This window comes from Amycolatopsis sp. CA-161197 (genome assembly GCF_050942255.1).
Taxonomy (GTDB): Bacteria; Actinomycetota; Actinomycetes; order Mycobacteriales; family Pseudonocardiaceae; genus Amycolatopsis.
On sequence record NZ_CP192059.1, the window covers coordinates 6468682 to 6494977 of the forward strand.

The 26296-nt window shown below is 71.2% G+C and carries 25 protein-coding genes; 13 read left to right on the forward strand and 12 right to left on the reverse strand.

The genetic code is table 11. The features are described from left to right. Positions 1-82: 82 nt before the first annotated feature. The 4 genes from ACQPXB_RS30160 to ACQPXB_RS30175 are packed head-to-tail and all read left to right on the forward strand — an operon-like array spanning position 83 to position 4181. Complete coding sequence (locus tag ACQPXB_RS30160; protein WP_432845269.1) at positions 83-1618, forward strand: ArnT family glycosyltransferase; 1536 nt, start codon at positions 83-85, stop codon at positions 1616-1618. Continuing rightward, positions 1615-2961, forward strand: coding sequence for a sensor histidine kinase (locus ACQPXB_RS30165; RefSeq protein WP_432845270.1), 1347 nt, complete (start codon positions 1615-1617; stop codon positions 2959-2961). The genes ACQPXB_RS30160 and ACQPXB_RS30165 overlap by 4 nt, the downstream gene beginning before the upstream one ends. Next, complete coding sequence (locus tag ACQPXB_RS30170; RefSeq protein WP_432845271.1) at positions 2958-3584, forward strand: response regulator; 627 nt, start codon at positions 2958-2960, stop codon at positions 3582-3584. The genes ACQPXB_RS30165 and ACQPXB_RS30170 overlap by 4 nt, the downstream gene beginning before the upstream one ends. A gap of 21 nt (positions 3585-3605) precedes the next feature. Then, a complete protein-coding gene (locus ACQPXB_RS30175) occupies positions 3606-4181 on the forward strand; it encodes an HD domain-containing protein (RefSeq protein WP_386949639.1) in 576 nt (191 codons plus the stop codon). A 4-nt stretch (positions 4182-4185) separates the two neighbouring features. Here the strand turns inward: ACQPXB_RS30175 and thrS are convergent, their stop codons facing one another. Beyond that, positions 4186-5427, reverse strand: a complete 1242-nt coding sequence (gene thrS, locus ACQPXB_RS30180; RefSeq protein WP_432845272.1) for a threonine--tRNA ligase — start codon at positions 5425-5427, stop codon at positions 4186-4188. Positions 5428-5578: 151 nt separating this feature from the next. Then, positions 5579-6766 (reverse strand): dephospho-CoA kinase, encoded by a 1188-nt coding sequence (gene coaE / locus ACQPXB_RS30185; protein ID WP_432845273.1) that lies wholly within the window; start codon positions 6764-6766, stop codon positions 5579-5581. Between the two features lie 215 nt (positions 6767-6981). Here coaE and ACQPXB_RS30190 point away from each other — a divergent pair, with 215 nt between their 5' ends. Continuing rightward, positions 6982-7197 (forward strand): hypothetical protein, encoded by a 216-nt coding sequence (locus ACQPXB_RS30190; protein ID WP_220242033.1) that lies wholly within the window; start codon positions 6982-6984, stop codon positions 7195-7197. A gap of 16 nt (positions 7198-7213) precedes the next feature. On the opposite strand, the gene ACQPXB_RS30195 is transcribed toward ACQPXB_RS30190, so the two are convergent. Then, positions 7214-8212: a GlxA family transcriptional regulator gene (locus ACQPXB_RS30195; protein ID WP_432845274.1), complete on the reverse strand. Its 999-nt coding sequence runs from the start codon at positions 8210-8212 to the stop codon at positions 7214-7216. A gap of 8 nt (positions 8213-8220) precedes the next feature. Then, positions 8221-8661 (reverse strand): OsmC family protein, encoded by a 441-nt coding sequence (locus tag ACQPXB_RS30200; protein WP_366581478.1) that lies wholly within the window; start codon positions 8659-8661, stop codon positions 8221-8223. Between the two features lie 224 nt (positions 8662-8885). On the opposite strand from ACQPXB_RS30200, the gene ACQPXB_RS30205 reads away from it, so the two are divergent. Next, entirely contained in the window at positions 8886-9518 is a 633-nt protein-coding gene (locus ACQPXB_RS30205) for a TetR/AcrR family transcriptional regulator (RefSeq protein WP_432845275.1), read from the forward strand. A 140-nt stretch (positions 9519-9658) separates the two neighbouring features. On the opposite strand, the gene rpsA is transcribed toward ACQPXB_RS30205, so the two are convergent. After that, a complete protein-coding gene (gene rpsA / locus ACQPXB_RS30210; protein ID WP_364060441.1) occupies positions 9659-11161 on the reverse strand; it encodes a 30S ribosomal protein S1 in 1503 nt (500 codons plus the stop codon). Between the two features lie 302 nt (positions 11162-11463). Here rpsA and ACQPXB_RS30215 point away from each other — a divergent pair, with 302 nt between their 5' ends. The 6 genes from ACQPXB_RS30215 to ACQPXB_RS30240 all read left to right on the forward strand — a co-directional run bounded on the left by ACQPXB_RS30215 (position 11464) and on the right by ACQPXB_RS30240 (position 17728). Next, positions 11464-12324 carry a class I SAM-dependent methyltransferase gene (locus ACQPXB_RS30215; RefSeq protein WP_432845276.1) on the forward strand — a complete coding sequence of 287 codons (861 nt, stop codon included), beginning with the start codon at positions 11464-11466 and terminating at the stop codon, positions 12322-12324. A 19-nt stretch (positions 12325-12343) separates the two neighbouring features. Next, entirely contained in the window at positions 12344-13261 is a 918-nt protein-coding gene (locus tag ACQPXB_RS30220; protein WP_432845277.1) for a GNAT family N-acetyltransferase, read from the forward strand. A 153-nt stretch (positions 13262-13414) separates the two neighbouring features. Then, entirely contained in the window at positions 13415-14131 is a 717-nt protein-coding gene (locus ACQPXB_RS30225) for an ATP-binding cassette domain-containing protein (RefSeq protein ID WP_432845278.1), read from the forward strand. Between the two features lie 26 nt (positions 14132-14157). After that, positions 14158-16053: a YhgE/Pip family protein gene (locus tag ACQPXB_RS30230; RefSeq protein ID WP_432856847.1), complete on the forward strand. Its 1896-nt coding sequence runs from the start codon at positions 14158-14160 to the stop codon at positions 16051-16053. Then, the gene (locus ACQPXB_RS30235) at positions 16050-16622 is read left to right on the forward strand and encodes a TetR/AcrR family transcriptional regulator (protein ID WP_366581468.1); all 573 of its coding nucleotides are present in this window, start codon (positions 16050-16052) and stop codon (positions 16620-16622) included. Before ACQPXB_RS30230 ends, ACQPXB_RS30235 begins: the two co-directional genes overlap by 4 nt. A gap of 278 nt (positions 16623-16900) precedes the next feature. Next, positions 16901-17728, forward strand: a complete 828-nt coding sequence (locus tag ACQPXB_RS30240) for a DUF72 domain-containing protein (RefSeq protein WP_432856850.1) — start codon at positions 16901-16903, stop codon at positions 17726-17728. Positions 17729-17831: 103 nt separating this feature from the next. Here ACQPXB_RS30240 and ACQPXB_RS30245 read toward each other — a convergent pair whose 3' ends face one another. The 3 genes from ACQPXB_RS30245 to polA all read right to left on the reverse strand — a co-directional run bounded on the left by ACQPXB_RS30245 (position 17832) and on the right by polA (position 21900). After that, positions 17832-18329: a MarR family winged helix-turn-helix transcriptional regulator gene (locus ACQPXB_RS30245; RefSeq protein WP_432845279.1), complete on the reverse strand. Its 498-nt coding sequence runs from the start codon at positions 18327-18329 to the stop codon at positions 17832-17834. Positions 18330-18387: 58 nt separating this feature from the next. Continuing rightward, positions 18388-18942, reverse strand: coding sequence for an EF-hand domain-containing protein (locus tag ACQPXB_RS30250; protein ID WP_366581465.1), 555 nt, complete (start codon positions 18940-18942; stop codon positions 18388-18390). Between the two features lie 195 nt (positions 18943-19137). Further along, complete coding sequence (polA, locus tag ACQPXB_RS30255) at positions 19138-21900, reverse strand: DNA polymerase I (RefSeq protein WP_366581463.1); 2763 nt, start codon at positions 21898-21900, stop codon at positions 19138-19140. 62 nt (positions 21901-21962) lie between these two features. Between polA and ACQPXB_RS30260 the strand changes: the two genes are divergently transcribed. Continuing rightward, positions 21963-22406 carry a PaaI family thioesterase gene (locus ACQPXB_RS30260; protein ID WP_366581461.1) on the forward strand — a complete coding sequence of 148 codons (444 nt, stop codon included), beginning with the start codon at positions 21963-21965 and terminating at the stop codon, positions 22404-22406. Between the two features lie 58 nt (positions 22407-22464). On the opposite strand, the gene ACQPXB_RS30265 is transcribed toward ACQPXB_RS30260, so the two are convergent. Genes ACQPXB_RS30265 through ACQPXB_RS30280 form a run of 4 tightly spaced genes read right to left on the reverse strand, consistent with a single transcriptional unit; the run spans position 22465 to position 26246 of the window. Continuing rightward, complete coding sequence (locus ACQPXB_RS30265) at positions 22465-23178, reverse strand: ABC transporter ATP-binding protein (protein WP_432845280.1); 714 nt, start codon at positions 23176-23178, stop codon at positions 22465-22467. Next, positions 23165-24094 (reverse strand): ABC transporter ATP-binding protein, encoded by a 930-nt coding sequence (locus tag ACQPXB_RS30270; RefSeq protein WP_432845281.1) that lies wholly within the window; start codon positions 24092-24094, stop codon positions 23165-23167. The genes ACQPXB_RS30265 and ACQPXB_RS30270 overlap by 14 nt, the downstream gene beginning before the upstream one ends. Continuing rightward, positions 24091-25239, reverse strand: a complete 1149-nt coding sequence (locus ACQPXB_RS30275) for a branched-chain amino acid ABC transporter permease (protein ID WP_386949665.1) — start codon at positions 25237-25239, stop codon at positions 24091-24093. Before ACQPXB_RS30275 ends, ACQPXB_RS30270 begins: the two co-directional genes overlap by 4 nt. Continuing rightward, positions 25236-26246 carry a branched-chain amino acid ABC transporter permease gene (locus ACQPXB_RS30280; protein ID WP_386949668.1) on the reverse strand — a complete coding sequence of 337 codons (1011 nt, stop codon included), beginning with the start codon at positions 26244-26246 and terminating at the stop codon, positions 25236-25238. The genes ACQPXB_RS30275 and ACQPXB_RS30280 overlap by 4 nt, the downstream gene beginning before the upstream one ends. Positions 26247-26296: the final 50 nt, after the last annotated feature.

The following is a 26296-nucleotide window of genomic DNA, read 5'->3' on the forward strand; positions in this document are numbered from 1 at the left end:
CCGGCGACTGTGCCCGACCAAGTGACGGTGCCCGACCGACTTGCCCGACCGATGACTTGCCCGACCGAGGACAGGGAGCACGATGGAAGCCGTGACCACGGCAGGCGCGCCCACCAGGCCGGACGTGGCCGTCGCCGAGTTCGCGCGGCGTCCGGTGACGCTGCTCGCGGCCGGGACCGCGGCGGTCCTGCTGGCCACGGCTGGCCGCTACGGCTACTTCGGCGACGAGCTGTACTTCCTCGCCGCCGGCAAGCACCTGTCGTTCGGGTACGCCGACCAGCCGCCGGTTCTGCCCCTGCTCGCCGCACTGATGAACGCGATCGCGCCGGGCTCGCTCGTCGTGTTCCGGATCCCGGCGATCCTCGCCACCGCCGCCGGGGTCGTGGTGACCGCTCTGATCGCGCGCGAGCTCGGCGGCCGCCGCAAGGCGCAGACCCGAGCCGCGGCCGCGTTCGCGATCTGCGGCCAGTTCGTGGGCAGCGGCCACTACCTCGCCACGTCGACCGTCGACCCGCTGCTGTGGACGCTCGTGCTGTGGCTGCTCGTGCGCTGGCTGCGCACCCGAGACGACAACCTCCTGCTGTGGCTGGGCCTGGTCACCGCGGTCGCGCTGAACGTCAAGTTCCTCATCGGCGCGTTCTGGGCGATCACCGCCGTGACGGCGCTCGTCTTCGGCCCGCGCGACCTGCTGCGCCGGCCCAAACTCTGGGCAGGAGCGGGGATCGCGGCGCTCGCCTGCGTGCCGACGTTGCTGTGGCAGTCGCTCAACGGCTGGCCGCAGCTGGGCATGGGCGACGCGGTCTCGCGCGAAGTCACCGAAGGCGGCGGCCGCACCGAGTTCCTGCCGGGCCTGCTCGCCGGCGCCGGGCTCGTCATCGGCGCCCTCGGCGTCTGCTACGGCCTCGGTGTGCTGCTCGCCGCGCGAAGCCTGCGGCCGTACCGGTTCCTCGGCTGGACGGCGATCGGCGTGGTCGCGGTGTTCCTCGTGGCCAACGGCCGGTTCTACTACGCCGCCGGCATGTTCCCGATCCTGTGGGCCGCCGCGGCCGTGCACCTGCAGGACCGCCGCCCCGCGCTGTGGTGGCGGTGGGTGCCGACGTGGCCGGTCTTCGTGCTTTCCGCGCTCTACAGCCTCCCGTACGCGCTGCCGGTGTGGCCGGTGCAGTGGCTCGTGGAGCACCCCGACGCACCGCATCCCGCGTACGCGACCGAAGAGGTCGGCTGGCCGGACCTGGCCGGCTCCGTCGCGGACGTCTACCGGCTGCTGCCGCCCGAGCAGCGCGCCCACACCGCGCTCGTGACCGCGGGCTACTGGCAGGCCGGCGCGCTCGACCGCTACGGCCCGGAAGCCGGTCTGCCCCAGGCGTACAGCGGCAGCCGCGGCTTCTGGTACTTCGGGCGGCCGGGCGAGAACTCGGTCGACGCCGACACGGTGCTGTTCGTCGGCGCCGACCCGGCGAAGCTCGCGCCGCACTTCCGCGACGCCCGCGTCGTGGGCTCGGTGCAGAACCGCCTGGGCGTGCTCAACGCGAGCGAGCACCTGCCGATCTGGCTGCTCACCGGTCGCACCGAAAGCTGGCCGGTGATCTGGCCTCAGGTGAAAGATCTGAAGGCATGAAGCCGGAGGACGTGCGGGACGTGAAGCTCGACTGGCGGGGCTCGCTCCTGGCGCCCCTGTCACCGCGCGAAGGGGATCCGCCGCTGCGGTGGCATTCGTGGTTCAACCGCGCCGAGACGACCGCCCCGTTCGTGCTGCTGGCGATCCCCACCGTGCTGAGCCTGCTGCGCATCGACCAGACGGGCGCCCACCGGCTCACCACGCTCGCGATCGCCGCCGGCGCCGCGGTGTGGCTCCTGCTGACCCACAAGCTGCCCGGCGACAAGCTACGCGAGAACGCTGCCTTCGCGGCGCTGAGCTTCGCGGGCGTCGTGAGTTTCGGTTCCGCGCTCGAAGCGCGCGAGACGTACTTCCTCATCTTCATGGTGCACGGCTTCTTCGCGGCCATGCGGATGCGGCCGTTGGTGATGTCGATCCTCGGCGTGGCCATCACGTCGCTGCTCATCAACACCGTCGCCAACGGCGGCCCGATCGAGGCGCTGGCCACGGCCCCGGCGATCTGGGTGACGCTGGTGATCGTGCAGACGGCCGCGATCGGCGGTGGCGGCGCGGTGTTCGCGGCCGTCGGCCGGCAGAGTGCGGAACGCAAGCGGGCACTCGACCAGCTCGCCGCCGCCGAGGCCGAAAACCGGGGCCTGCAACGGCAATTGCTCATCCAGGCGCGCGAGGCCGGGGTGCTCGACGAGCGGCAGCGGCTGAGCCAGGAAATCCACGACACGCTCGCCCAGGGCTTCACCGGGATCATCACGCAGCTCGAAGCCGCCGCGCAGGCCCGGGAAAACCCCGCCGAGTGGCAACGGCACCTCGACACCGCGAAGGCGCTCGCGCGCGAGAACCTGACGGCGGCGCGGCGGTCCGTGCACGCGCTGCGGCCGGAGCCGCTGGAGTCGGCGACGCTGCCCGACGCGCTCGCCGAGGTGGCGCGGCTGTGGAGCGAGCGCACGGCGGTGCCCGCCGGGTTCTCGACCACGGGCACGGCCGAGGCGCTGCACCCCGAGATCGAGGCGACACTGCTGCGGATCACGCAGGAGGCACTGTCCAATGTGGCCAAACACGCCGAGGCCGGCCGGGTGGGGCTCACGCTGTCGTACATGGGCGACGAGGTCACGCTCGATGTGGTCGACGACGGCGTCGGCTTCGACCCCGACAACCCGCCCCCGAGCGAAGGCGGCTTCGGGCTGCCCGGGATGCGAAGCCGCGTGCAACGGCTCGCGGGCACGCTGCACGTGGAGTCGGAACCCGGTGGCGGCACGGCGATCTCGGTGAACCTGCCCGCCGTCCCGGCTGCCACACTGGGCGGGCTGAAAGACGGCGGGATCGACCACCAGGGGGCGTCAGCATGACCGTCACGCTGCTCATCGCCGACGACCACCCCATCGTCCGCGACGGCCTGCGCGGCATCTTCACCGGCGAGCACGGTTTCGAGGTGCTCGGCGAAGCCGCGAACGGCGCCGAGGCCGTGACGCTCGCGGCGTCGCTCAAACCCGACGTCGTGCTGATGGACCTGCGCATGCCGGGCACCGACGGCGTCTCCGCCATCACCGAGCTCGCCCGCCTCGGCAACCCGGCGCACGTGCTGGTCCTGACCACGTACGACACCGACTCGGACGTCCTGCCCGCCATCGAGGCCGGCGCCACGGGCTACCTGCTCAAGGACGCGCCGCGCGAAGAGCTCTTCCGCGCCGTGCGCGCGGCCGCCCGCGGCGAGGCCGTGCTCTCCCCCGCCGTCGCGAGCCGGCTCATGGGCCAGATGCGCGCGCCGGCGAAGGAACCGTTGTCGCAGCGCGAGATCGAGGTGCTCACGCTCGTCGCGCGCGGCTCCACGAACAAGGACGCGGCGAAGAAGCTCTTCATCAGCGAGGCGACGGTGAAGACGCACCTGATCCACGCGTACGCCAAGCTCGGCGTGAAAGACCGCGCCGCCGCGGTCGCCGTGGCCTTCGAACGAGGCCTGCTCGGCAGCTGATTCCTGTGCGAAGCTGAGCCCATGTTCCCGGAGACGCCCGCCGCCGCGGCCGCGCTGGCCGTGGCCACGCGGTTCTGCTCGCCCGCCCTGCTCAACCACTCCGTCCGCTCGTACCTCTGGGGCGCGCACTACGCGGCGGCCCACGGGATCGCGTTCGACGACGAGCTCTACTACGTGTCGGCGCTGCTGCACGACCTCGGGCTCACCGCCGAGTTCGACAACCACCGCCTCCCGTTCGAGGACGCGGGCGGCCACCTGGCGTGGGTGTTCGGGGCCGCCGCGGGATGGTCGGTGGACCGCGCCGCACGCGTCGAGGAGATCATCGTGCTGCACATGCGCGCCGACGTGCCCGCGAGTGCCGACCCCGAATCCCACCTGCTCCAGGTCGCCACGAGCTGGGACGTCTCCGGCAGCCGCCCGGAGGAGTTCCCGCTCGAGGTGCGGGCGGAGGCCCTCACCCGCTACCCGCGGCTGGACTTCGGCCCGGAGTTCCTGGCGTGCTTCGAAGACCAGGCGGCGCGCAAGCCGGACAGCGCCGCCGGCGGGGCCGTCGCACACGGCATCGAGGGCCGGATCGCGGCGAACCCGCTCGGCTGAGGCGTCAGGGCCAGAGCACCGCGCCACGGGCCGCGACTCGCTCCGCGACCGCGGCCACGAACTCCGCCGCGGGCAAGGGATCCAGGCGCCGGGCATCACGCAGCCGGGGTGCGACGAGGTCGGACTCAGCCTCCCGGGCGCCGATCACCGCCTGGTACGGCACGAGCCGGTGGTCCCGGACCCGGGCACCGAGGCTTCCGCGATCGGGTGCGGCGAGCTCCACCCGAAGACCGGCTGCTTGACCGCGCCGCACGAGCGCGTCGGCCTGCGAGAGCTCGGCGTCGGACACCGGCAGCACCACCACCTGCACCGGCGCGAGCCACGGCGGCAAGGCGCCGCCGTGCTCTTCGAGCAGCTGAGCCATCGCGCGTTCCAGGCTGCCGAGCAGGCTGCGGTGCACCAGCACGGGCCGGTGGACGGCGCCGTCGGGGCCGACGTAGCCGAGGTCGAACCGCTCGGGCTGGTGGAAGTCGACCTGGACGGTGGAGAGGGTGGCCGAGCGCCCGGCGCTGTCGATGACCTGGACGTCGATCTTCGGGCCGTAGAACGCCGCTTCGCCCGGCGCCACGTCGTAGTCGAAGCCGTCCAGCGCCTCGACGAGCAGCGCTTCGGCACGCGCCCAGTGTTGGGCGGAACCCACGTAGTCCCCCGAGCCGCCGGCGAGCGAGAGCCGGTAGCGCGCCGGACGCAGCCCGAGGTCCGCGTGGACGCGGCGGATGAGCTCCAGCGCGCCGCGGGCCTCGTCGGCGACCTGGTCGAGGCAGCAGAACAGGTGGGCGTCGTTGAGCTGGATGGCGCGCACGCGGCCGAGCCCACTGAGCACCCCGGACAGCTCCGCCCGGTACATCCCGCCCAGCTCGGCGATCCGCAGCGGCAGCTCGCGGTGACTGCGTGACCGGGAGCGGTAGATCAGCGCGTGGTGCGGGCACAGGCTGGGCCGCAGCACGAGCTGCTCGCCGCCCACGTCCAGCGGCGGGAACATGTCGTCGCGGTAGTGCGCCCAGTGCCCGGAGATCTCGTACAGCTCGCGTTTGCCGAGCACCGGCGAGTACACGTGGCGGTAGCCCGCGCGGCGCTCGACGTCGCGGACGTACTCCTCCAGCTCGTGCCGGATCACGGCACCGTCGGGCAGCAGGTAGGGCAGACCGGCGCCGAGCAGCGGGTCGGTGCCGAACAGGCCGAGCTCACGGCCGATCCTGCGGTGGTCGGGCATCGGGGTCTCCTCGTGGACGGCCGAGGCGGGCACCCGGGGACACGACGAAGCCCCGGGGTGACCACCCCGGGGCTTGGTTCGCTCAGGTTTCAGCGCGCCGGGACGGTGTCCGGCGTCGTCGTGCTGGCCGAGCGCTGCATGCCGGCGACGCTAACAGCGCCGCCACCGGCCGCGCACCCGGTTTTCACGGCTGCCACGACGTCTGCCCGGCCCAGACCTCCGCGCGGGTGAACGCGTCGTTGACCCAGCCCTGCTTGGCGTCGGCGTACGGCGCGACGGTGCCGTCGGCCGCGTGCTCGCGCGCGAGCTGCTCCTTCACCGCCGCGTACGCGTCGCGCTCGGCCGGGTTCGCGCGGATCCAGTCGCGGAACAGCAGCGCGAGGCGCCACGCCGGCGTCTCGGGCGTGCGGACGTGCAGGTTCACCGGGCGCTTCGGGTCGGCGCCCACGTGCAAGCGCTTCGGCCACGGTGACGCCGAGCCGTCCTGCGGGTCGTCCCACCAGTCGCCCTCCAGACGAGGGAAGCCGGCGTCGGCCAGAGGCTCGGCGAGCGCGTCGGCGTCGGCCAGCGTGGGGACCGTGAGCTGCAGGTCGAGGACGTCCTTGGCGGGCAGCCCGGGTACGGCGGTGGAGCCGATGTGGTCGGCGCGCAGCAGGCGCTCCCCCGCGATCTGCCGCAGGCGCGCGAGCCGGCGTTCGGCCTGCAGCGGCCACGTCGGGTCGGACGGCGCGATCATCGGCGACATCGGCGGACGCGGCTTGCGCAGCCGCAGGTTGGCCTCGTACGGCACGAGCCGGTCGGCCCACAGCGCGTCGACCTCGGCGAGCACGGCGTCCTGCGCGCCGCCGTTGTCGAGCCAGACGTCGGCGACCGCGCGGCGCTGCTCGTCGCTGGCCTGCGCGCGGATCCGCGCCCGTGCGTCGGCCTCCGCCATGCCGCGCACCTCCACGAGCCGGCGCACGCGGACCTCCACGGGCGCGTCGACGATCACCACGAGGTGGTACGCCGGCGCCAGGTTGCCCTCCACGAGCAGCGGGATGTCGTGGATGATCACCGCGTCGTCGGCGGCCTCGGCCATCAGCTCGGCCGTCCGCCTGCCGACCAGCGGGTGCACGATCCCGTTGAGGCGCTTGCGCGACTCGTCGTCGGCGAACGCCCTCGCGGCCAGCGCCGGCCGGTCGAGCGACCCGTCGGCGGCGAGGATGTCCTCGCCGAACGCCTCCGCCAAGGCCGCCAGCCCGGGCGTGCCCGGCTCCACCACCTCGCGCGCGATCCGGTCGGAGTCCACCAGCACGGCGCCGTGTTCCGCGAACCGGTTCGCCACCGTCGATTTCCCCGCGCCGATCCCGCCCGTCAGACCCACTCGCAGCATGACCTCACCCTAGCCAGACCCGGGCGCCACCCGATCAGGGGACGTCAGAGCCCTGCACGTGCACTCGCACGGGTACACGCACACCCCCAGTCGAAAATCAAGAACATTGTCCGGAACTCGCTGACTGATCCGGGTGACACGCCGGGCGGCTCCGCGGATTTACCGGCGCGATTGCGTACCGTGCGCGGCGGAAGGGTCGCCCACACGGAGGAACGATGGCGGAAAAGCACGTCGGGAAGCACCGGCTCGGAACGCCGGGACTGGTGCACTGCGTCGGCTACCGCCCCGTGGCGGAAGCCCTCGCCGAATACCGGCGAACGTGGCTCAGCGCCCTGCTCGTCCCCGCCCAGCACAGCTTCGCCGGCCTCCGCCGCCGCGCCCGCGCCGCGGCTCTGGAACGCATCTGGGTTCCGGTCGTCTCGACGTCTTGAGCGGTGCCCGCCTGACCTACCGACCCGCACCGGCCAGCGCCGGTGTGCCCGTGGTGCGGAAGCGCGCGCGGTAGGCGCTCGGCGGCACCCCCAGCTCACGCGTGAACACCCGGCGCAGCGTCTCCGCCGAGCCGAAGCCCGTGCGGCGCGCGACCACGTCGAGCGGGTCCGTGCCCGTCTCCAGCAGCTGCTGCGCCGCCTCCAGGCGCGTGCTCTCCACGAACCGGGCGACCGAGGTGCCCATCTGGTCGCGGAACAGCCGCGTGAGATGGCGGACGCTGACGCCCGCGTCGTCGGCCAGCAGCGACAGGCTGTGGTCGGCCGAAGGGTCGGCGGTGATGCGGTCCATGATCCCGCGCAGCAGGTCGTTGCGGGCGGGCTGGGCGGCCAGGCGCACGCTGAACTGCGACTGCCCGCCGGGCCGCTGCAGGAACACCACGAGGTGCTTCGCGACGAGCCGCGCGGCCTCGGAGCCGAGGTCCTCCTCCACGAGGGCGAGCGACAGGTCGATGCCGGAGGTGACGCCGGCCGAGGTGATCACCGGACCGTCGCGCACGAAGATCGCTTCGCAGTCCACCTCGACGCCCGGGTAGCGACGCGCGAGCTGGTCAGCGAGCTCCCAGTGGGTGGCCGCGCGGCGACCCTCCAGCAGGCCCGCGGCCGCGAGCGTAAAGGCGCCCGCGCACACCGACGCGGTGCGCCGCGCCTGGCGGGACAGGCGGCGGACCTCGTCGAGCAGGTGCTCGTCGGTCACGGTGATCTGCCAGTTCGGGCTGCCCGGCACCACGAGCGTGCCGCCCTCGACGTCAACGTCCTCGAGCGCCACGTCGGCACCGAGGCGCGTGCCGGTGGTGGTGCGCACGTCGGTGCCGCCCGGCGACGCGGTGAGCAGCTCGTACCGCGCGCCGTGCTCGTTGGCCATCCCGAACACCTCGAGCGGCCCGGTCACGTCCAGGAGCCGCACCGCGTCGTAGACGACCACGACGACCCGCTCGCTCCGCTCCATGGCGCGCACCCCGTTCCTCAGACCAGCTTGGTCTGGACGTCGATCTCGTGCTCCAGCGTGCGGTGCACGGGGCACTTGTCCGCGATCTCGAGCAACCGCGCGCGCTGCTCGTCGTCGAGGTCGCCCTCGAGCTCGATCTCGCGGGTGATGCGGCTGACCATGCCGACCTCGGTCTCACAGCGCTCGCAGTCACGAGCGTGGATGCGGTCGTGACGCAGCCGGATGCTCACGTTCGCCAGCGGGATGTTCTTGCGGTCCGCGTACATCCGCAGCGTGATCGCCGTGCAGGAGCCGAGGGCGCCCAGGAGCAGGTCGTACGGAGTCGGGCCGGTGCCGTCGCCGCCGACCGACTTGGGCTCGTCCACGACGAGCTCGAAACCGCCCGCGGTCACGTGCTGGGTGAAGCGGCCTTCGCCTGCTTCGCTGACGACAACAGTGCCCGGTTCCGGCTCAGTCATCCGGTCTCCTCCTGCTCGGGGTTCTCGACGGCGCCACCGCGCCGCTCCACCTAACCGAACGTCGCTTGTGGACGAAGTGGTGCCACGCCGTGGCGAGGTCCACAGGACGAAGATCCCACAGATCCGGCCGCATGGCGAAGTTCCCAAGCGAGCGTGAATATCGTATCTTCGGCAGGCGAGACGCGGATCTGTCCTGCGCGGCACGGGCGAAGGGGGGAACGGTCGTGGCCACCCGCCATCTGTCGACGCAGCCTGCCGACCAGCACAACCGGAGCCGGTTCCTCGACGCCGCCTTGACCGTGCTCACCGACCGCGGCGTCGGCGGCCTGACCGTGCGCGGGGTGGCCGAGGCGGCCGGCGCGTCCACCATCACCGTCTACACGCGCTTCGGCGGCCGCACCGGTCTGCTCGACGCGCTGTACGAGCGCGCGTTCGACCTCCTGCGCGACGAGCTGCTCGACGTGCCGCCGGAGACCGACGACGGCGTCGCGGATCTCCTCGAGGTCGCGCTGGCCTACCGCCGGTTCGCGCTGGAGAGCCCGGCCCGCTACGCGATGATGTTCGAACGCTCGGTCCACGGCTACGACCCGGACCCGGAGCTGCGCACGGCGGTGCTGCGCACGACGTTCGCGATGTTCGTCGGGAAGATCCGCCGCGTCAGCGATCCCGGCACGGACTCGCGTGACTACGGCTATCTGCTGTGGACGGCCATGCACGGCCTCGTGAGTGTCGAGCTCACGATCCGCTCGCAGACGCCGCTGAGCGACTGGTTCATCGAGCCGACGGACGAAGCCAACGAGGCCATGTACCGCACCGGTGTGCTGTCGATGATCACCGGGCTCGGCCTCCACAACTGACCTCGCCCCACGCCGGCCTTCCGGCAACCCCTCGGGGTCGTCCACTTCGCACACCTCACACGCGAAACACCGCGGCCCCGGTCCGAACTGGACCGGGGCCGCGGTGTCAGAGCTCAGTGCTGCTCGGCGTCAGGCTTGACTCAGCCCTGGCCGCCCGACAGCTTCTCGCGCAGAGCCGCGAGCTGCTCGTCGCTGGCCAGCGTGCCACCGCTCTTGGCCTCGGCCGGAGCGGAGGTGTAGGTCTGGTCGCCCCCGCTGCCACCCTCGATGCCGGTGGCGGCGTCGGCAGCGGCTTCGGCGTCGGCCTCGGCAGCCTTCTTGACCTGCGCCATGTGGGCCTCGTAGCGCGTGAGGGCCTCGGCGTACTGCCGCTCCCACTCCTCGCGCTGCTTGTCGAAGCCGTCCTGCCACTCCTGGGTGTCCGGGTCGAAGCCTTCGGGGTAGATGTAGTTGCCCTCGGCGTCGTACTCGGCGGCCATGCCGTACTGGGTCGGGTCGAACTCGGTGTCCGGCGTGACGCCCTCGTTGGCCTGCTTCAGCGACAGCGAGATGCGACGGCGCTCGAGGTCGATGTCGATGACCTTGACCATGACGTCGCCGTTGACCTGCACGACCTGCTCCGGGATCTCCACGTGGCGCTCGGCCAGCTCGGAGATGTGCACCAGGCCCTCGATGCCCTCCTCGACGCGCACGAACGCACCGAACGGGACGAGCTTGGTGACCTTGCCCGGCACGATCTGGCCGATCGCGTGGGTGCGGGCGAACTGACGCCACGGGTCTTCCTGCGTCGCCTTCAGCGACAGCGAGACGCGCTCGCGGTCCATGTCGACGTCGAGGACCTCGACCGTGACCTCCTGGCCGACCTCGACGACCTCGGACGGGTGGTCGATGTGCTTCCAGGACAGCTCGGAGACGTGCACCAGGCCGTCGACGCCACCCAGGTCCACGAAGGCACCGAAGTTGACGATGGAGGACACGACGCCCTTGCGGACCTGGCCCTTGGCGAGGTTGTTGAGGAACTCGCTGCGAACCTCGGACTGCGTCTGCTCGAGGTAGGCGCGGCGGGACAGGACCACGTTGTTGCGGTTCTTGTCCAGCTCGATGATCTTCGCCTCGAGCTCGCGGCCGACGTACGGCTGCAGGTCGCGCACGCGGCGCATCTCGACCAGCGAGGCGGGAAGGAAGCCGCGGAGGCCGATGTCCAGGATGAGACCACCCTTGACGACCTCGATGACGGTGCCCTTGACGGGCTCGTCCTTCTCCTTGAGCTCCTCGATCGTGCCCCAGGCGCGCTCGTACTGAGCGCGCTTCTTGGACAGGATCAGGCGGCCTTCCTTGTCCTCCTTCTGGAGAACGAGAGCTTCGACCTCATCGCCGACGGAGACAACCTCAGCCGGGTCGACATCGTGCTTGATGGAAAGCTCGCGCGAGGGGATGACGCCCTCGGTCTTGTAGCCGATGTCGAGCAGGACCTCGTCGCGGTCGACCTTGACGATCGTGCCCTCGACGATGTCGCCATCGTTGAAGTACTTGATGGTCTTGTCGATAGCCGCGAGGAAGTCTTCCTCCGACCCGATGTCGTTGATGGCGACCTGCGGGGCCCCGATGGGGGCGGTCGGGGCGGTGGCGGTGTCGGTGGTCATTAGGCGGGTTGCTCCGGTGGATGGGATCGTAGGGTGTCCAGTTGGCGGCGCGATGGGGCGTGAGACGGGAACATGCGACGACCCCACGAGCAACGTCCACCAGTGAACGACCGCGGCATGACCCGCAAACGGTGCGCTCCCCCGGCAAGTGAAGACCCAGGCAGCGCGAACCCACTGCGCTAACACGTATCGTACGCGGGCCCCGGTAGGGCACACAATCAGGGTCCCCACAGCTCCCGGTACCCTTCCGGCGACGTTTCGGCCGGTGCCGGCATTCCCCGTCATTCCCGGAAGGACCCCGCATGTCCGACCACTCGGCCGCCCCCGCGGGCACAGCCGACCGCCACGCGCACGCCGAGCTGCAGCTCGGCACGGCCGGCGTCGCGTACCGCGCGGTCGGCGGCGGCGAAGCGGCGGCCGCGAACCTCGCCTGGTGGGACGCCGACGCCGACGACTACCAGGCCACCCACGGCGAGTTCCTCGGCGACGCCGACTTCGTGTGGTGCCCGGAGGGCGTGCGCGAGGAGGACGTGCGGCTGCTCGGCGACGTCCGCGGCCGGCGCGTGCTGGAGGTCGGCTGCGGCCAGGCGGCGTGCTCGCGCTGGCTCGCCTCGGCGGGGGCCGACGCCGTGGCGACCGACCTGTCCGGCGGGATGCTGCGCCACGCGCGCGAGGGCAACGAGCGCACCGGCGTCGCCGTGCCCCTGGTCCAGGCCAACGCCGAGTACCTGCCGTTCGCCTCGGGCAGCTTCGACGCCGCGTGCTCGGCGTTCGGCGCGCTGCCCTTCGTGCCCTCGCCGGCGACGGTGTTCGCCGAGGTGCACCGCGTGCTGCGCCCCGGCTCGCCCTGGGTGTTCTCGGTGACCCACCCGATGCGGTGGATCTTCCCCGACGACCCGGGCCCGCTGGGCCTCACCGTCACGCAGCCGTACTTCGACCGCACGCCGTACGTGGAGGTCGACGACGAAGGCGAGGCCACCTACGTCGAATACCACCGCACGCTCGGCGACTACGTGCGCGCGCTGGCCGCCTGCGGGTTCGCGCTCGAGGACCTGCTGGAGCCCGAGTGGCCCGAGGGCCACACGCGCACCTGGGGCCAGTGGAGCCCGTTGCGCGGCAAGCTCTTCCCCGGCACGGCGATCTTCCGCACGCGCCGCTCCTGAGCGGCTACGCTGCGCTTCCGTGGCCACCACCGAACCCGCGGCGCGGTTCGCCGCGCTCGACCCGCTGCTGCCGCCGCCCGCGCCGTCGCTCGCCGACACCGCGGGCGAGCGCGTCAGCGCGGTGACGGGGGCGGGCGAACGCGTGTCCGGGATCGTGCAGCGCCATCGCCACGGCCCGGGCGACACTCCCCTGCTGTGGTCGGCCGCGCAGGTGTGGCAGCTGTTCCCCGACGCGGACACCGCCGGAACCGAGGGATTCGACCTCCTGCTGGGCGAGCTGCGGTCCCTCGTGGACACCGAACCGGCCGAAGCCGACTCCGCGTGCGTCGTGAACTGGCCGAGCCGCGACGCGGAGGCGATCCGGGCGTTCCTCGACCACGGGCTCGCCCCGATGTCCGCGCTCGCCGTGCGGACGGACCCGCCGCCCCGCACGCCCGCCGGAACCGACGGGATCGCCGTGCGCCTGGCCGGGCCGGCCGACTTCGACACCGTGCTCCGGCTGTGCGCGGCCACGTTCGACTACACCGGCCTGGTGGCGCACCGCCGCCGGGACCAGACCGCCGAACTGCTCGCGCCCGCGTTACGCCGCGCGCTCGACGAACCGGCCACCTGGCTCGCGGAAGCCGGCGGGCGGCCGGTGGCCCTCGCCCAGTGCGCGTGGGTGGACTCGGCGCCGGGTACCGAGGCGGCCGAGCTCCTGCCGCCGGGGCTGTGGGCGTACGTGAACAACGTCGTGACCGCGCCCGGCCACCGCGGCGGCGGGATCGGGCGCGTCCTCATGGACCACGTACACCGCGAACTGCTGCGTCCCGGCACGGTCGGCGCGTACCTCTACTACAACCCGATGAACCCCCTCTCCTCGGTGTTCTGGCACCGGCAGGGCTATCGTCCACTGTGGACGTCGTGGGAAGCCCACCCGGCGACCGCGCTGCGCTGACCAGGACCGCCGATCGGCACCGCTGACCGGGACACCACCACCCCGTCGTGTGACGTGCGACCACCCGCCTTGCCGCCCGTTGATCATGTGCGCTAACTTTTTGCACTGACCGGTCAGTTCAAAAGTCCGGTCAGTGGAGAAATTGGAGTCCCCGTGCAGGTACGAGCCGACCGGGTGTCCCTGGAGGGACCCCACGGCACACTGTTGCCACCCACCTCGCTGACCGTCGAGGACGGCTGCGTGACGCTGGTCCACGGCGAGCCCGGCGTCGGGATCACCGCGCTGGGCCTCGCGCTGGCCGGCCGCGTCAAGCCGAGCACCGGCACGGTCACCGCCGACGTCCCCGGCCTGCTGCGCGACCTCGTCGCCGTGGTCGACGCCCCGGGCGTGAGCGAGCCCGACGAGGCGCTGACGCTGCGCGTGGTCGCCGGCGAGGAGCTCACGCTGGCCCACCGGCCCGCGGGCAAACAGGACGTGGCGCGCTGGCTCACCGAGCACGACGCCGCCCCCTTCGCCGGCACCCGCTTCGAGAACCTCGAGCCCGCGATGCGCACGCGGCTGCTCGCCGAGCTGGCCGCGGAGCGCACCGGCGTGCGCGTGCTCGTGCTCGACACCCCCGACCGCCACACGAGCCTCGTCGAGACGTGGACCGCGGTCGCCGAGGAGCACGCGAAGCGCGGCCTCGCCGTCGCCGTGCTCACCGCGACGACACCCGCGTCCGCCCTCCCGTATCCCCCGGCCCGCATCGGGTCGACCGACCAGCCCGCGCCGGTGCGCCTGCTCGCCCTCACGGAAGAGCCGGCTGCCGAAGATCCCGCCGTCGAAGAGCCCGTCGCCGAACACGTCAGCGCTGAAGGAGAACCGGCATGACCGCCCCCGACAAGCGTGCCGGCGGCCTGAACGCCTTCCGCATCGCGCTCAACGAGCTGCGCCGGCTCTCGGCCGGCACGCTGCCGAAGCTGGCGATGGCCGCGCTCGTGCTGGTGCCGCTGCTCTACGCGTCCTTCTACCTGTACGCGAACTACGACCCGTACGGCCGCCTCGACAAGCTGCCCGCCGCCGTGTTCACCAGCGACGCCGGCGCGAAGGACTCGACGGGCGCCACGCGCAACGTCGGGCGTGAGGTGACCGACGAGCTGGTCAAGTCCGGCACCTTCCAGTGGCACGAAGTGTCCGAACAGGACGCTCGCGACGGCGTGCGCGACGACAAGTACTCCTTCGCCATCGGCATCCCGCGCGACTTCTCCACCGCGCTGCTGTCGTCGGGCAACTTCACGCCGCAGCAGGCCACGATCACGCTCACCACCAACGACGCCAACAACTACCTCGCGGGCACCATCGCGAAGCAGGTGGCCGACCAGGTGCGCAAGACCATCGCCGAGAAGGTGGGCGGCGAGGCGGCCGACCGGTTCCTCGTGGGCTTCTCCACGATCTACGGCAAGATCTCCGACGCCGCCAACGGCGCGAAACAGCTCGCCGACGGCGCCGCGCAGCTGCAGACCGGCCAGCACCAGCTCGCCGACGGCGCGAGCCGGCTGGCCACCGGCTCGGGCACGCTCGCGACCGGGCTGAACACGCTGAAGACGAGCACCGCGCAGCTGCCGAGCCAGACGCAGCAGCTCGCGACCGGCGCCGGCCAGGTCGCCGACGGCAACCAGCAGGTGGCCGACGCCGCCTCGCTCGCCGCGTCCGCGTCGGCCGACATCCAGGGCAAGCTCGACGGCTACCGCGCCCAGCTGAACACCGACCTGCACAACGCGGGCCTGTCCGACACCCAGGTCGACGGCATCCTGGCGCAGCTCGACCAGCTGCGCTCGCCCGTCGACCAGGCGAACACCAAGATCCAGGCCGCCAACGGCGACCTCGCCAAGCTCGCGAGCGGCGCCCGCCAGGTTTCGGACGGTGCCCACCAGCTCGCCTCGGCCACACCGCAGCTGACCAGCGGGATCGCGCAGGCGTCCGACGGCGCGAACCAGCTGCGCGACGGCGCGGCCAAGCTCGACGACGGGGAGAAGACCGCCGTCACCGGCACCGACCAGCTCGCGAGCGGGGCGAACCAGCTGCGCGACGGGCTGTCGTCGGGCCTGTCGCAGATCCCGAACCCGGACGACCCGACGCGCACCGCCACGGCGAACACCATCGCCGACCCGGTCGCGGTCACGGCCAACGGCGTCGCTTCGGCGGGCACGTACGGCGCGGGGCTGGCCCCGTTCTTCATCTCGCTGGCCACGTGGATCGGCGCGTTCGTGCTGTTCCTGCTCATCCGGCCGCTGTCCACGCGGGCGCTCACCGCGGGCGCCGCGCCGCTGCGGGTCGCGCTCGGCGGCTGGCTGTCCTCGGCCGTGCTCGGCATCGCGCAGGTGATCGTGCTGTTCGCCGCGGTGACGTGGCTGGTCGGCATCCACATCGCGCATCCGCTGGGCGCCATCGGGTTCGCGATCCTCGTCTCGCTGGCGTTCACCTCGGTGGTGCACGCGCTCAACGCGTTCTTCGGCGCCGTCGGCAAGTTCCTCGGCCTGGTGCTGCTGGTGCTGCAGCTGGTGAGCGCGGGCGGCACGTTCCCGTGGCAGACGATTCCCGACGCCCTCTACCCGCTGCACGTCGTGCTGCCGATGGGCTACGCCATCGACGGTTTCCGGCACCTGCTCTACAGCGGCGCGTCGCTGCAGATCCTCGGCGACGTCGGGGTGCTGCTGGCCTACCTCGTCGGCGGGATCGTGCTGTCGACCCTGGCGGCGCGCAAGCACCGGGTCTGGACGGTGTCCGCGCTCAAACCCGAGCTCAGCCTGTGAGGGAGACGACCAAGCGGAAGCTCTTCGAGGCGACCCTGCGGCTTTCGGCCAGCAGGGGCCTCGTGGGGCTGACGGTGGACGAGATCGCGACCGAAGCCGGCGTCGCCAAGGGCACGGTGTACTACAACTTCGGGTCCAAGGACGGGCTGGTCGACAGCCTGCTCCGGTTCGGCGTCGACCTGCTGGCGGGGCGCCTGCGCGCCGCCGTGACGGACGGCGAGCCGCTCGACGTGATCGAGGCGCAGGTCGACACGACGCTGCAGTTCATCGCCGAGTACCCCGGGTTCTCGCAGATCGTGGTGAGCGAGTTGTGGCGTACGCCGGGCCAGTGGCACGACACGCTGGCGCTGTTGCGCGAGGAGATCATCTCGATCGTGAAGGGGCAGCTGCACCGGCTCGACGAGGCCGGCCGGCTGCCCGCGGGCGTCGCCATCGAGACCGCGGCGGCGGGCCTGTTCGGCACGATGCTCGTCGTCGCGCTCGACTGGCAGGTCTTCCAGCCCACCCGCACCCGGGCCGACGTGCGCGACTCGGTGATGGTGCTGATCCGGGGCCTCGGCCGTGGCTGAGACCCCGGACGGTTTTTCCGCGCGCCGGGTCAGCCGCAGTTGGCGCAGCAGCCGCAGCCCTTGCCGGTGCACGCGGCGCAGCAGCCGTGGCGCATGACGAACTTGAAGAGCCGCTTGATCATCTCTCGGTCCTCCGCTATCGATCGACACCAACGCATGTCACGCTAAGTGAGGCGACCGTGACGCGGGTACCGCTGACCGGGCGGGTGACACGGGTGAATCACCCCACCGTGGTGCCCCACTAGGCTGGCGCCGTGAAACTCCACGTCGGCTGCGCGATGTGGACGCACGCGCCCTGGCAGGGCCGGCTCCTGCCGCACCCCCTGGCACCCCGCGAGCGCCTGCGCGCGTACGCGACGTGGTGCAACGCGGTCGAAGGCAACACGACGTTCTACGCCACGCCGTCGCGCGCCACGGTCGAGACCTGGGCCGAGCAGACGGCGGCCGATTTCCGGTTCGTGCTCAAGCTGCCGAAGGCCATCACGCACGAGCGCGGTCTCGGCGACGTCGACGCGGTGCTGGCCCCGTTCCTCGCGGCGATCGAGCCGCTGGGCCAACGCGCCCACACGCTGTGGATCCAGCTCCCGCCGTCGTTCTCACCGGAGGCCCTCGGCGCCCTCGCCGGGTTCCTGCGGCACTTGCCCCGCGAGTACCGCTACGCCGTCGAGGTCCGCGACCGCGCGTTCTTCGAAGACGCACGCGCCGCCCAGGCTCTGGAACGCGTCCTCGCCGGCGCCGCAGCCGAGTGGATCACCTTCGACACCACGGTGTTGTTCTCCCGGCCGCCGACGTCCGAAGCCGAACAAGAGGCGTGCCTGAAGAAGCCCCGCATGCCGCGGCGCATCCGCGCGCTCACCGCGAACCCCGTCGTCCGCTACCTCGGCCGCGACGACCCCGAGGAGACCGCCGCGGGCTGGCACCCCTGGGCCGACGCCGTGGCGCACTGGCTGCGCGAAGGACGCTCCCCCACGGTCTTCCTCCACACCCCGGACAACGCCGACGCGCTGCTGCTGGCCCGCCGCTTCCACGACGACGTGCGGGCGCGCGTGCCCGAGCTGGAGCCCCTGGCCGAACCGATGCCGGTGGGACCGCCGACGTTGTTCTGAGCCGCACTGTCCACACCGGACATTCGGTCTGCACCGTGGCGGCGCCATTTGGTGCTTGGTCTCGCGCTGCCCCTCCACACGGGCCTTCACGATCACCGCGCACTCACTCCTGCGGCGCCGCCCGCAACGCTTCCTCGGCGGTGAGTGGTCCGGACCTCCCGCGGCGTTCCGTGACGGAGCGGAGCTCGCGGGCGAGCCGTTCCGCGGCGGGACCGAAGAAGGCGCTGTCGAACTCGGTCGCGATGGCCGCGGCGTCGGCCGCCAGGTCGCGGCCCGCGGGGGTGAGGGAGACGCGGACGGCGCGGGCGTCGCGTTCGTGGGCGGTGCGGGTGAGCAGGCCGCGGACTTCCAGCGCCCGCAGGACTTTCGACGTCATCATGCGATCGGCGCCGGCGTGCTCGGCCACTTCCTGCTGGGTGGCGGGGCCGGCGGTGCGCTCGAGGCGGGCGGCCGTGGACAGCAGGAGGAACTGCGTGGGCGTCAGGCCCAGCGGGCGCAGCCGGACGTCGAGCGCGGCGCGCCAGGCCAGGGCCGCCTGGTGGAGCCAGAAACCGGCGCCGGAGGCCGCGCCGTTGTCCGCGATGTCGGAGATCTCGTACATCGTGTCTCCCCGTTCGCGGGCCGCGGCCGCCGCAGGTGCGGCCGCGGCGCGCGGGTCGTCAGCGGGCGGCCAGCGGCAGGTCGAACCGGCCGAACACCCAGGTGCCCGGGGCGTCGGCGTTGTCGCCGGCCCAGAACTCGAGCCAGTGCTCGGTGAACTCGTCGGCCGTGAGGTAGCCGTCGCCGTTGAGGTCCAGCACCGGGAACACGGTGTCGGTGTCGGTGGCCGTGCCGCTCCAGGTCTCGATGAGCCGCCGGTACTCCTCGCGCGAGATGCGCTCGTCGCCGTTCTCGTCGATGGCCTCGAACATCGCGGCCGCGGTGCCGCGCACCGAGTCGGGCATGTCCCCCAGCTGGTCCACCACGAGCAGGACCTCGTCGAGTGTCACCTTTTCGTCGCGGTCGATGTCGGACGCGGCGAGCAGCGTGGTCCACCAGCCCATCATGATCTCGCTCAGACGGGCGGCCTGCGGCGAGTCGGGGGCGAGGCCGCGCGCCTTCGTCCAGCGGTCGGTGAGCGCCTGGAAGTCGGCCTCGGTCAGGAATCCGTCGCCGTCGACGTCCATCGCCCCGAACACCGTGGAGATCTTGCGTCTCTGCAGTTCACTCGCCATCGTTCGCCGTCCTTTCTCTGATCCCCCTTGGCCGGGGACCCCGTGGGCGAAGCTCAGCGTTGTCGCGACTCAAGATCACCTGCACCGGCACCCGGGTTCTCCCCCGGCCCGACCCGGTGATTTCGTTAGTGACGCGAAGTAACCAAAAAGGCCCCTCCCCCGCGGGGAAGGAGCCTCTCTGGTCCGTTCGGAGTCCTAGTGCGCCGCTTCGTTCCACGAACGGCCGTAGCCGACGGAAACCTCCAGCGGCACAGCCAGGTCGTAGGCCGACCCCATACCCTCTCGCACGAGCTTCTCGACCTCGGCGCGCTCGCCTTCGGCGACCTCCAGCACGAGCTCGTCGTGCACCTGCAGAAGCACGCGGCTGCGCAGCTTCGCCTGCACCAGCTCGCGGTGCACGTTGAGCATCGCGACCTTGATGATGTCGGCCGCGCTGCCCTGGATCGGCGCGTTGAGCGCCATCCGCTCCGCCATCTCGCGGCGCTGGCGGTTGTCGCTGTTGAGGTCGGGCAGGTAGCGGCGGCGGCCGAAGATCGTCTCCGTGTAACCGGTCTTCCCGGCTTCGCCGACCACGGACTGCAGATAGTCGCGCACGCCGCCGAAGCGGTTGAAGTACGCCTCCATCTGCGACTTCGCGTCCTCGGTCGAAATGCGCAGCTGCTGCGAAAGCCCGTAGGCCGACAGCCCGTAGGCCAGGCCGTAGGACATCGCCTTGACGCGGTAGCGCTGCTCCGCCGTGATCTCGTCGGCCGGCACGGAGAACGCCCGCGACGCGACGAACGTGTGCAGGTCCTCGCCGCTGTTGAAGGCCTCGATCAGACCGTCGTCCTTCGACAGGTGCGCCATGATCCGCATCTCGATCTGGCTGTAGTCCGCGGTCATCAGCTCGACGTAGCCCTCGCCGACCACGAACGCGTCGCGGATGCGCCGGCCTTCTTCCGTGCGCACCGGGATGTTCTGCAGGTTCGGGTCGACCGACGACAGCCGTCCGGTCGCGGCGATGGTCTGCTGCAGCGTGGTGTGGATGCGCCCGTCGTCGGCGACCGACTTGATCAGGCCTTCGACGGTGGTGCGCAGCCGCGTGGCGTCGCGGTGCTCCAGCATGTGCTGCAGGAACGGGTGCTCGGTCTTCTCGAACAGGCTCTGCAGCGCCTCGGCGTCGGTGGTGTAGCCGGTCTTGGTGCGCTTGGTCTTCGGCATGCCGAGCTCTTCGAACAGCACGACCTGCAGCTGCTTCGGCGAACCCAGGTTGATCTGCTTGCCGATCACCTTGTACGCCTCTTCGGCGGCCTGCGTGACCCGGCTGAGGTAGTGGGCCTCCAGCTCGGTGAGCTGCTCCACGTCCACGGCGATGCCCGCGGCCTCCAGCTCGGTGATGACCTCGAGCAGCGGCAGCTCCAGCTCGGCGAGCAGCTTCGCCCCGCCGAGGTCCTCCAGCTCCTTGCCGAGCGCGCCGGCGAGCTCGAAGATCGCGCGGGCCTTCACCAGCTCGTCGGAGATCTCCTTCTGCTCCAAGCCTTCCGCGCCGCCGTCGAGCAGCGACAGCTGGCCGTCGCCTTCGGCGGCTTCGGAGCGCAGCTCGCGGTGCAGGTAGCGCAGCGCCAGGTCGTCGAGCTCGAAGGTGCGCTGGCCGGGCCGCACGAGGTAGGCCGCGAGCGCGGTGTCGAGCACCAGCCCCGCGAGCGTCCAGCCGCGGGCGCGCACGGCGTGCAGCGCCACCTTGAGGTCGTGGCCGATCTTGCGGATCTTCTCGTCGGCCAGCCACGCGGCGAGCGCCTTGTCGTCGGCTTCGTCCATCGCCGTGACGTCGACGTACGCGCCTTCGCCGTCAGCGCACGCGAAGGCCAGCGCGCGCAGGTCGGAGCGGATCGACGTGCCCGTGGCGCGGAACGCGAGCGCCACCGGCTCGCCCTCGCCGGCGTGCGCGGCGAGCCAGGCGCCGAGCGCGCCGGGCGCGAGCGCTTCACCGGAGACGTCGAAGCCTTCCTCGGCCTCCGGTTCGGCGCTGCTGAGCGTGGCGAAGAGCCGGTCGCGCAGCACGCGGAACTCCAGCTCGTCGAACAGGCGGTGCACCGCGTCGCGGTCCCACGGCCGCAGCTCCAGCTGGTCGGGGACCAGGTCCAGCGGCACGTCGCGCACCAGCTCGGTGAGCTGGCGGTTGAGGGTGACCGACGTCAGGTTCTCGCGCAGCGCGTCGCCGACCTTGCCCTTCACCTCGTCGACGCGGTCGATGAGGTCGGCCAGCGTGCCGAACTGGCGGATCCACTTCGCCGCCGTCTTCTCCCCCACGCCGGGGATGCCCGGCAGGTTGTCCGACGGGTCGCCCCGCAGTGCCGCGAAGTCGGGGTACTGGGCCGGCGTGAGGCCGTACTTCTCCTCCACCGCGTCGGGCGTGAAGCGGACCAGGTCCGACACGCCGCGCTTCGGGTAGAGCACGGTGACGTGCTCGTTGACCAGCTGCAGCGCGTCGCGGTCACCGGTACAGATCAGCACGTCGAAGTCCGACGCGCCGGCCTGCGTGGTGAGGGTGGCGATGATGTCGTCGGCCTCGAAGTTCTCCTTCACCAGCGACGGGATGCCCAGCACGTCGAGCACCTCCTTGACCAGGTCGACCTGGCCGCGGAACTCGTCGGGCGTAGTGCTGCGGTTGGCCTTGTAGTCGGCGAACGTCTCCGACCGGAACGTCTTGCGCGAGAGGTCGAACGCCACCGCGAGGTGCGTGGGCTCCTCGTCGCGCAGCAGGTTGATGAGCATCGAGGTGAACCCGAACACCGCGTTGGTGACCTGGCCGGTCTTCGTCTTGAAGTTCTCCGCGGGCAGCGCGAAGAAGGCGCGGTAGGCCATCGAATGACCGTCGATGAGCAGCAGGCGGGGCCGCTCGGCCGTGCTTTTCAGCCGCTCCGCCGTGGTCGTGGCTGCTGTGGCGTTCACTACGGTTCGGTTCTCACTCGGGCTCACGGGAGCGAGTCTAAGGTGAGGGTCCGACACTCTTACGTGTCGCATAGGTTGAGGAGCATTGCGTGACCGAGCAGGCCGGCGACTTGGCGCTGGAAACCCGCGCGGGGATCGACCCCGCCGCCGCCGACCAGCAGCTGAACGACAAGATCGGGCTGAAGATCCTCGAGGCCACGCCCGAGCGCGTCGTCGGCACGATCCCCGTCGAGGGCAACCTCCAGCCCTACGGCCTCCTGCACGGCGGAGCCAACGCCACCGTCGCCGAGGCGCTCGGCTCGTATGTCGCCGCGCTCAACGCGGGCGCCGACCGCGCCGCGATGGGACTCGAGCTGTCCTGCACCCACCACCGCGCCGTCCGGTCGGGCGTCGTCACCGGCGTCGCCACCCCGTTGCACGTCGGGCGCGGCACCATCACCGCGGAGATCGTGCTCACCGACGACCAGGGCCGGCGCACCTGCACGGCCCGCCTTACGTGCGTCGTCCGGGACAAGCCGCCGGGCGCGAAATAGGAAACCGGCCCCGAGCGCCGAAGCGCGCGGGGCCGGTCCGTGGATCGGGTCGCCTCCCTCAGCCGACGCCGAGGTAGGCCTCCTTGATGCTGGTGTCGGCCAGCAGTTCCTTGCCGGTACCGGACTTCGTGATGCGCCCGGTCTCCAGCACGTACGCGCGGTGCGCCCGCGAAAGGGCCTGCTGCGCGTTCTGCTCCACCAGCAGCACCGTGGTGCCCTGGCGGTTGATCTCCGTGATGATCCGGAAGATCTGCTGGATGAACTGCGGCGCGAGCCCCATCGACGGCTCGTCGAGCAGCAGCAGCCGCGGCTTCGCCATCAGGGCGCGCCCGATGGCGAGCATCTGCTGCTCGCCGCCGGACATCGTGCCGCCCATCTGGGTCTTGCGTTCCGCGAGCCGCGGGAACAGCTCGAAGACGCGGTCGAAGTCCGGCTGCAGGTTCTTCCGGTCCTTGCGCGCGTACGCACCCATGTCGAGGTTCTCGAGCACCGTCATGCCGGGGAAGATCCCCCGGCCCTCGGGCGACTGCGAGATCCCGCGGACCACACGCAGGTCACCGCGCAGCCGCGAGATGTCCTCGCCGTCGAAGCGGATCGCGCCGCCCGAGATCGGCCGGATGCCGGAGATGGCCCGCATGGTGGTGGACTTGCCCGCGCCGTTGGCCCCGATCAGCGTGACGATCTCGCCCTCGTCGACCCTGATGGACAGGTCCGACACGGCCTGGATCCGGCCGTAGTGGACGGAGACCTCGGACAGCTCAAGCAACGTCATCGTCGGGCACCCCCAGGTAGGCGGCGATCACGGCGGGGTTCTCCCGGATCTCGGCAGGCACCCCTTCCGCGATCTTCTTGCCGAACTCCAGCACCACGATCCGGTCGGTCACACCCATGACCAGCTTCATGTCGTGTTCGATCAGCAGGACGGTGTAGCCGTCGTCGCGGATCGTCCGGATCAGCCCCATGAGCTCTTCCTTCTCCGCCGGGTTGAACCCGGCGGCCGGCTCGTCGAGGCACAGCAGCTTCGGCTCGGTCGCGAGCGCCCGCGCGATCTCCAGGCGCCGCTGGTAACCGTAGGGCAGGTTCTTCGCGCGGTCGGCCGCCCGGTCGGCGATGCCGACGAACTCCAGCAGCGCCATGCCCTTCTCGATCGCCTGCTTCTCCTCGCGGTGGTGGCGAGGCGTGCGCAGCAGGGCGCCGACGAGGCTGGTCTTGTGGCGGGCGTCGGTGCCGACCACCACGTTCTCCAGCGCCGTCATCTCGGAGAAGAGCCGGATGTTCTGGAACGTGCGCGCGATGCCGAGCTGCGTGATGGCGTGGCGCGAGGCCTTGCCCAGCGGCTTGTCCTCCAGCAGTACCTGGCCCGAGGTGGGCCGGTAGACACCGGTCATCGCGTTGAAGCACGTGGTCTTGCCGGCGCCGTTGGGCCCGATCAGGCCCAGGATCTCGCCGCGGCGGATGTCGAACGACACGCCGTCGAGCGCCACGAGACCGCCGAAGCGCACGGTGACGTCGTCGACCTTCAGCAGCGTCTGCCCGACCGCGACGTCGATCTCACGGTCCGCTGCGACGACCTCGGCGACCTCCGCCTCGTGCTCGGCGAGCTGTTCCTCGTTCATCCGGGCGACCTCGGCCACGAGGCCGCCCTCGGCCGGGACCTCCGGGCCCGTGCCGCTGCCAGGGGACGTCATGCCTTCTCTCCCGGGGTCTCGGAGGCCAGCGAACCGTCGCTCGAGATCTGCTCGCCGCGGCCGAGCAGCCGCTGGTACGCCTGCCTGCCGTACGTGAGCAGCCGCTGCCGCGCGCCCAGCAGGCCCTGAGGACGAAAGATCATCAGGATGATCAGCGCCAGCCCGAAGATCAGGTACTTGTAGTTCGCGATCGCCTGGAACCGCAGCGGGATGTACGCCACCACGATCGCGCCCAGCAGCACCCCGACCTTGTTGCCCGCGCCGCCGAGGATCACCGCGGCGAGGAACAGCATCGACGTGACCACGTCGAACTTCTGGTTGTTCACGAAGCCCAGCTGGCCCGCGTACAGCGCTCCGGACAGGCCGCCGATCGCGGCGCCGGAGACGAACGCCCAGATCTTGAACTTGTACGTCGGCAGGCCCATGATCTCGGCCGCGTCCTCGTCGTCGCGGATCGCGACCCAGGCCCGGCCGACCCGGCTGCGTTCCAGGTTCCCGACGAGGAACAGCACCAGGATGATGAGCGTGACGCACAGCCAGTACCACGGCGTGCCGTCGGAGTTGTTGAACAGGGCGGTCCCGTCGGCGTTGGTGCCCGGCGGGTGCCCCACCGACTGGAACCCGCTGTTGCCGCGCAACGGGTCGACGTTGTCCGCCAGCAGGCGCACGATCTCGCCGAACCCGAGCGTGACGATCGCGAGGTAGTCCCCGCGTAATCGGAGCGTGGGTGTCCCGAGGATCACGCCGAAGATCATCGTGACCACCATGGCGATCGGGAGCACGACGAGGAACGGCAGGTGGTGCAGGGACGAGTCGGGGCTCGTGAACAGCGCCATCACATACGCGCCGACCGCGAAGAAGCCGACGTAGCCGAGATCCAGCAGGCCGGCCTGGCCGACCACGATGTTGAGCCCGATCGCGACCAGCGCGTAGCGGGACACCTCGAACATCGCGATCGGGAAGTTGTAGCCCGGCTGCGTGCTGATGATCGGCGGGTTCAGCACGGGCAGCAGGTAGATCAGCACCACCAGCGGCACGAGCACGAGCCACTGCTGCACGCGCGGCAGGTTGTTCCACCAGTCCGAGATCGGCCGCTTGCGCTTCGCGGGGACGGCCGCGGCCGGCGGCGTCGAGGTCACCGTCATACCCGTGCCTTTCCGAGCGATTCGCCGAGGATGCCGGTCGGGCGCACCATCAGCACGAGCACCAGGAGCACGAACGCGACGACGTCGCGCCAGCCACCGCCGAACAGCGTCTGGCCGTAGTTCTCGACGACACCCAGCAGCAGGCCGCCGAGCAGCGCGCCGCGCAGGTTGCCGATGCCGCCCAGCACCGCGGCGGTGAACGCCTTGATGCCGAGGATGAACCCGCCCTGGTACGAAGCGCCCTGCGGCACCTTCATCATGTAGAACAGGGCCGCCGCGCCGGCGAGCAGGCCGCCGATGAGGAACGTGAGCGTGATGACGCGCTCCTTGTTCACGCCCATGAGCGTGGCGGTGTCCGGGTCCTGCGCCACCGCGCGGATGCCGCGACCGAACTTGGTGCGGTTCACGAACACGTTGGCGGCGATCATCAGCACGACCGACGCGACGATCGTGATGATCGTGACGTTGGTGACGTCGGCGCCGAAGATCTGGAACACCGGCTCGTTGCGCATCAGGCGGATGCCCTGCTCGGCGTTGCCGCCGCGCCAGATGAAGAGGATCTGCTGCAGCACGAACGACGCGCCGATCGCGGTGATCAGGAAGACCAGCTTCGGCGCTCCGCGTTTCCTCAGTGGACGGTAGGCCACGCGTTCGAGCAGCACGGCCGTGCCGCCCGAGACGGCCATCGCCGCCAGCAGGGCGAGCAGCAGGAAGCCGATCAGCTCGAACACCCCGAGGGTGGGCGTGTCGCCCGGCCGGAAACCGAGGCCGAAGAAGGTGAACCACACCGCGTAGGCGCCGTAGATGAACACCTCGGAGTGGGCGAAGTTGATGAGTTTCAGGACGCCGTAGACGAGGGTGTAGCCCAGCGCCACGAGCGCGTAGATGCTGCCGTAGGCAAGACCGTCGATCGTGTTGGCCCAGAACTGGTCAACGAAGCCTTTCACGTCGAAGGTGATCCAGCTGTCGCCCTGCGCGAGGACGAGCGAGCTCAGGTCATGGGTCATCGACACACTAGTTCTCCATGTGGGTCCGGGGTGCGGGTCCGGCGGGATCT

Coding starts and splice junctions, on each gene's coding strand:
- ACQPXB_RS30245 (WP_432845279.1), bottom strand. CDS start 18,329: ATGTACGAGATCTCCGACATCGCGGACAACGGCGCGGCCTCCGGCGCC.
- ACQPXB_RS30200 (WP_366581478.1), bottom strand. CDS start 8,661: ATGACTGAGCCGGAACCGGGCACTGTTGTCGTCAGCGAAGCAGGCGAA.
- rpsA (WP_364060441.1), bottom strand. CDS start 11,161: ATGACCACCGACACCGCCACCGCCCCGACCGCCCCCATCGGGGCCCCG.
- ACQPXB_RS30215 (WP_432845276.1), top strand. CDS start 11,464: ATGTCCGACCACTCGGCCGCCCCCGCGGGCACAGCCGACCGCCACGCG.
- ACQPXB_RS30250 (WP_366581465.1), bottom strand. CDS start 18,942: ATGGCGAGTGAACTGCAGAGACGCAAGATCTCCACGGTGTTCGGGGCG.
- ACQPXB_RS30265 (WP_432845280.1), bottom strand. CDS start 23,178: ATGACGTTGCTTGAGCTGTCCGAGGTCTCCGTCCACTACGGCCGGATC.
- ACQPXB_RS30175 (WP_386949639.1), top strand. CDS start 3,606: ATGTTCCCGGAGACGCCCGCCGCCGCGGCCGCGCTGGCCGTGGCCACG.
- ACQPXB_RS30165 (WP_432845270.1), top strand. CDS start 1,615: ATGAAGCCGGAGGACGTGCGGGACGTGAAGCTCGACTGGCGGGGCTCG.
- ACQPXB_RS30275 (WP_386949665.1), bottom strand. CDS start 25,239: ATGACGGTGACCTCGACGCCGCCGGCCGCGGCCGTCCCCGCGAAGCGC.
- ACQPXB_RS30170 (WP_432845271.1), top strand. CDS start 2,958: ATGACCGTCACGCTGCTCATCGCCGACGACCACCCCATCGTCCGCGAC.
- ACQPXB_RS30160 (WP_432845269.1), top strand. CDS start 83: ATGGAAGCCGTGACCACGGCAGGCGCGCCCACCAGGCCGGACGTGGCC.
- ACQPXB_RS30190 (WP_220242033.1), top strand. CDS start 6,982: ATGGCGGAAAAGCACGTCGGGAAGCACCGGCTCGGAACGCCGGGACTG.
- ACQPXB_RS30240 (WP_432856850.1), top strand. CDS start 16,901: ATGTGGACGCACGCGCCCTGGCAGGGCCGGCTCCTGCCGCACCCCCTG.
- ACQPXB_RS30280 (WP_386949668.1), bottom strand. CDS start 26,246: ATGACCCATGACCTGAGCTCGCTCGTCCTCGCGCAGGGCGACAGCTGG.
- coaE (WP_432845273.1), bottom strand. CDS start 6,766: ATGCTGCGAGTGGGTCTGACGGGCGGGATCGGCGCGGGGAAATCGACG.
- ACQPXB_RS30270 (WP_432845281.1), bottom strand. CDS start 24,094: ATGACGTCCCCTGGCAGCGGCACGGGCCCGGAGGTCCCGGCCGAGGGC.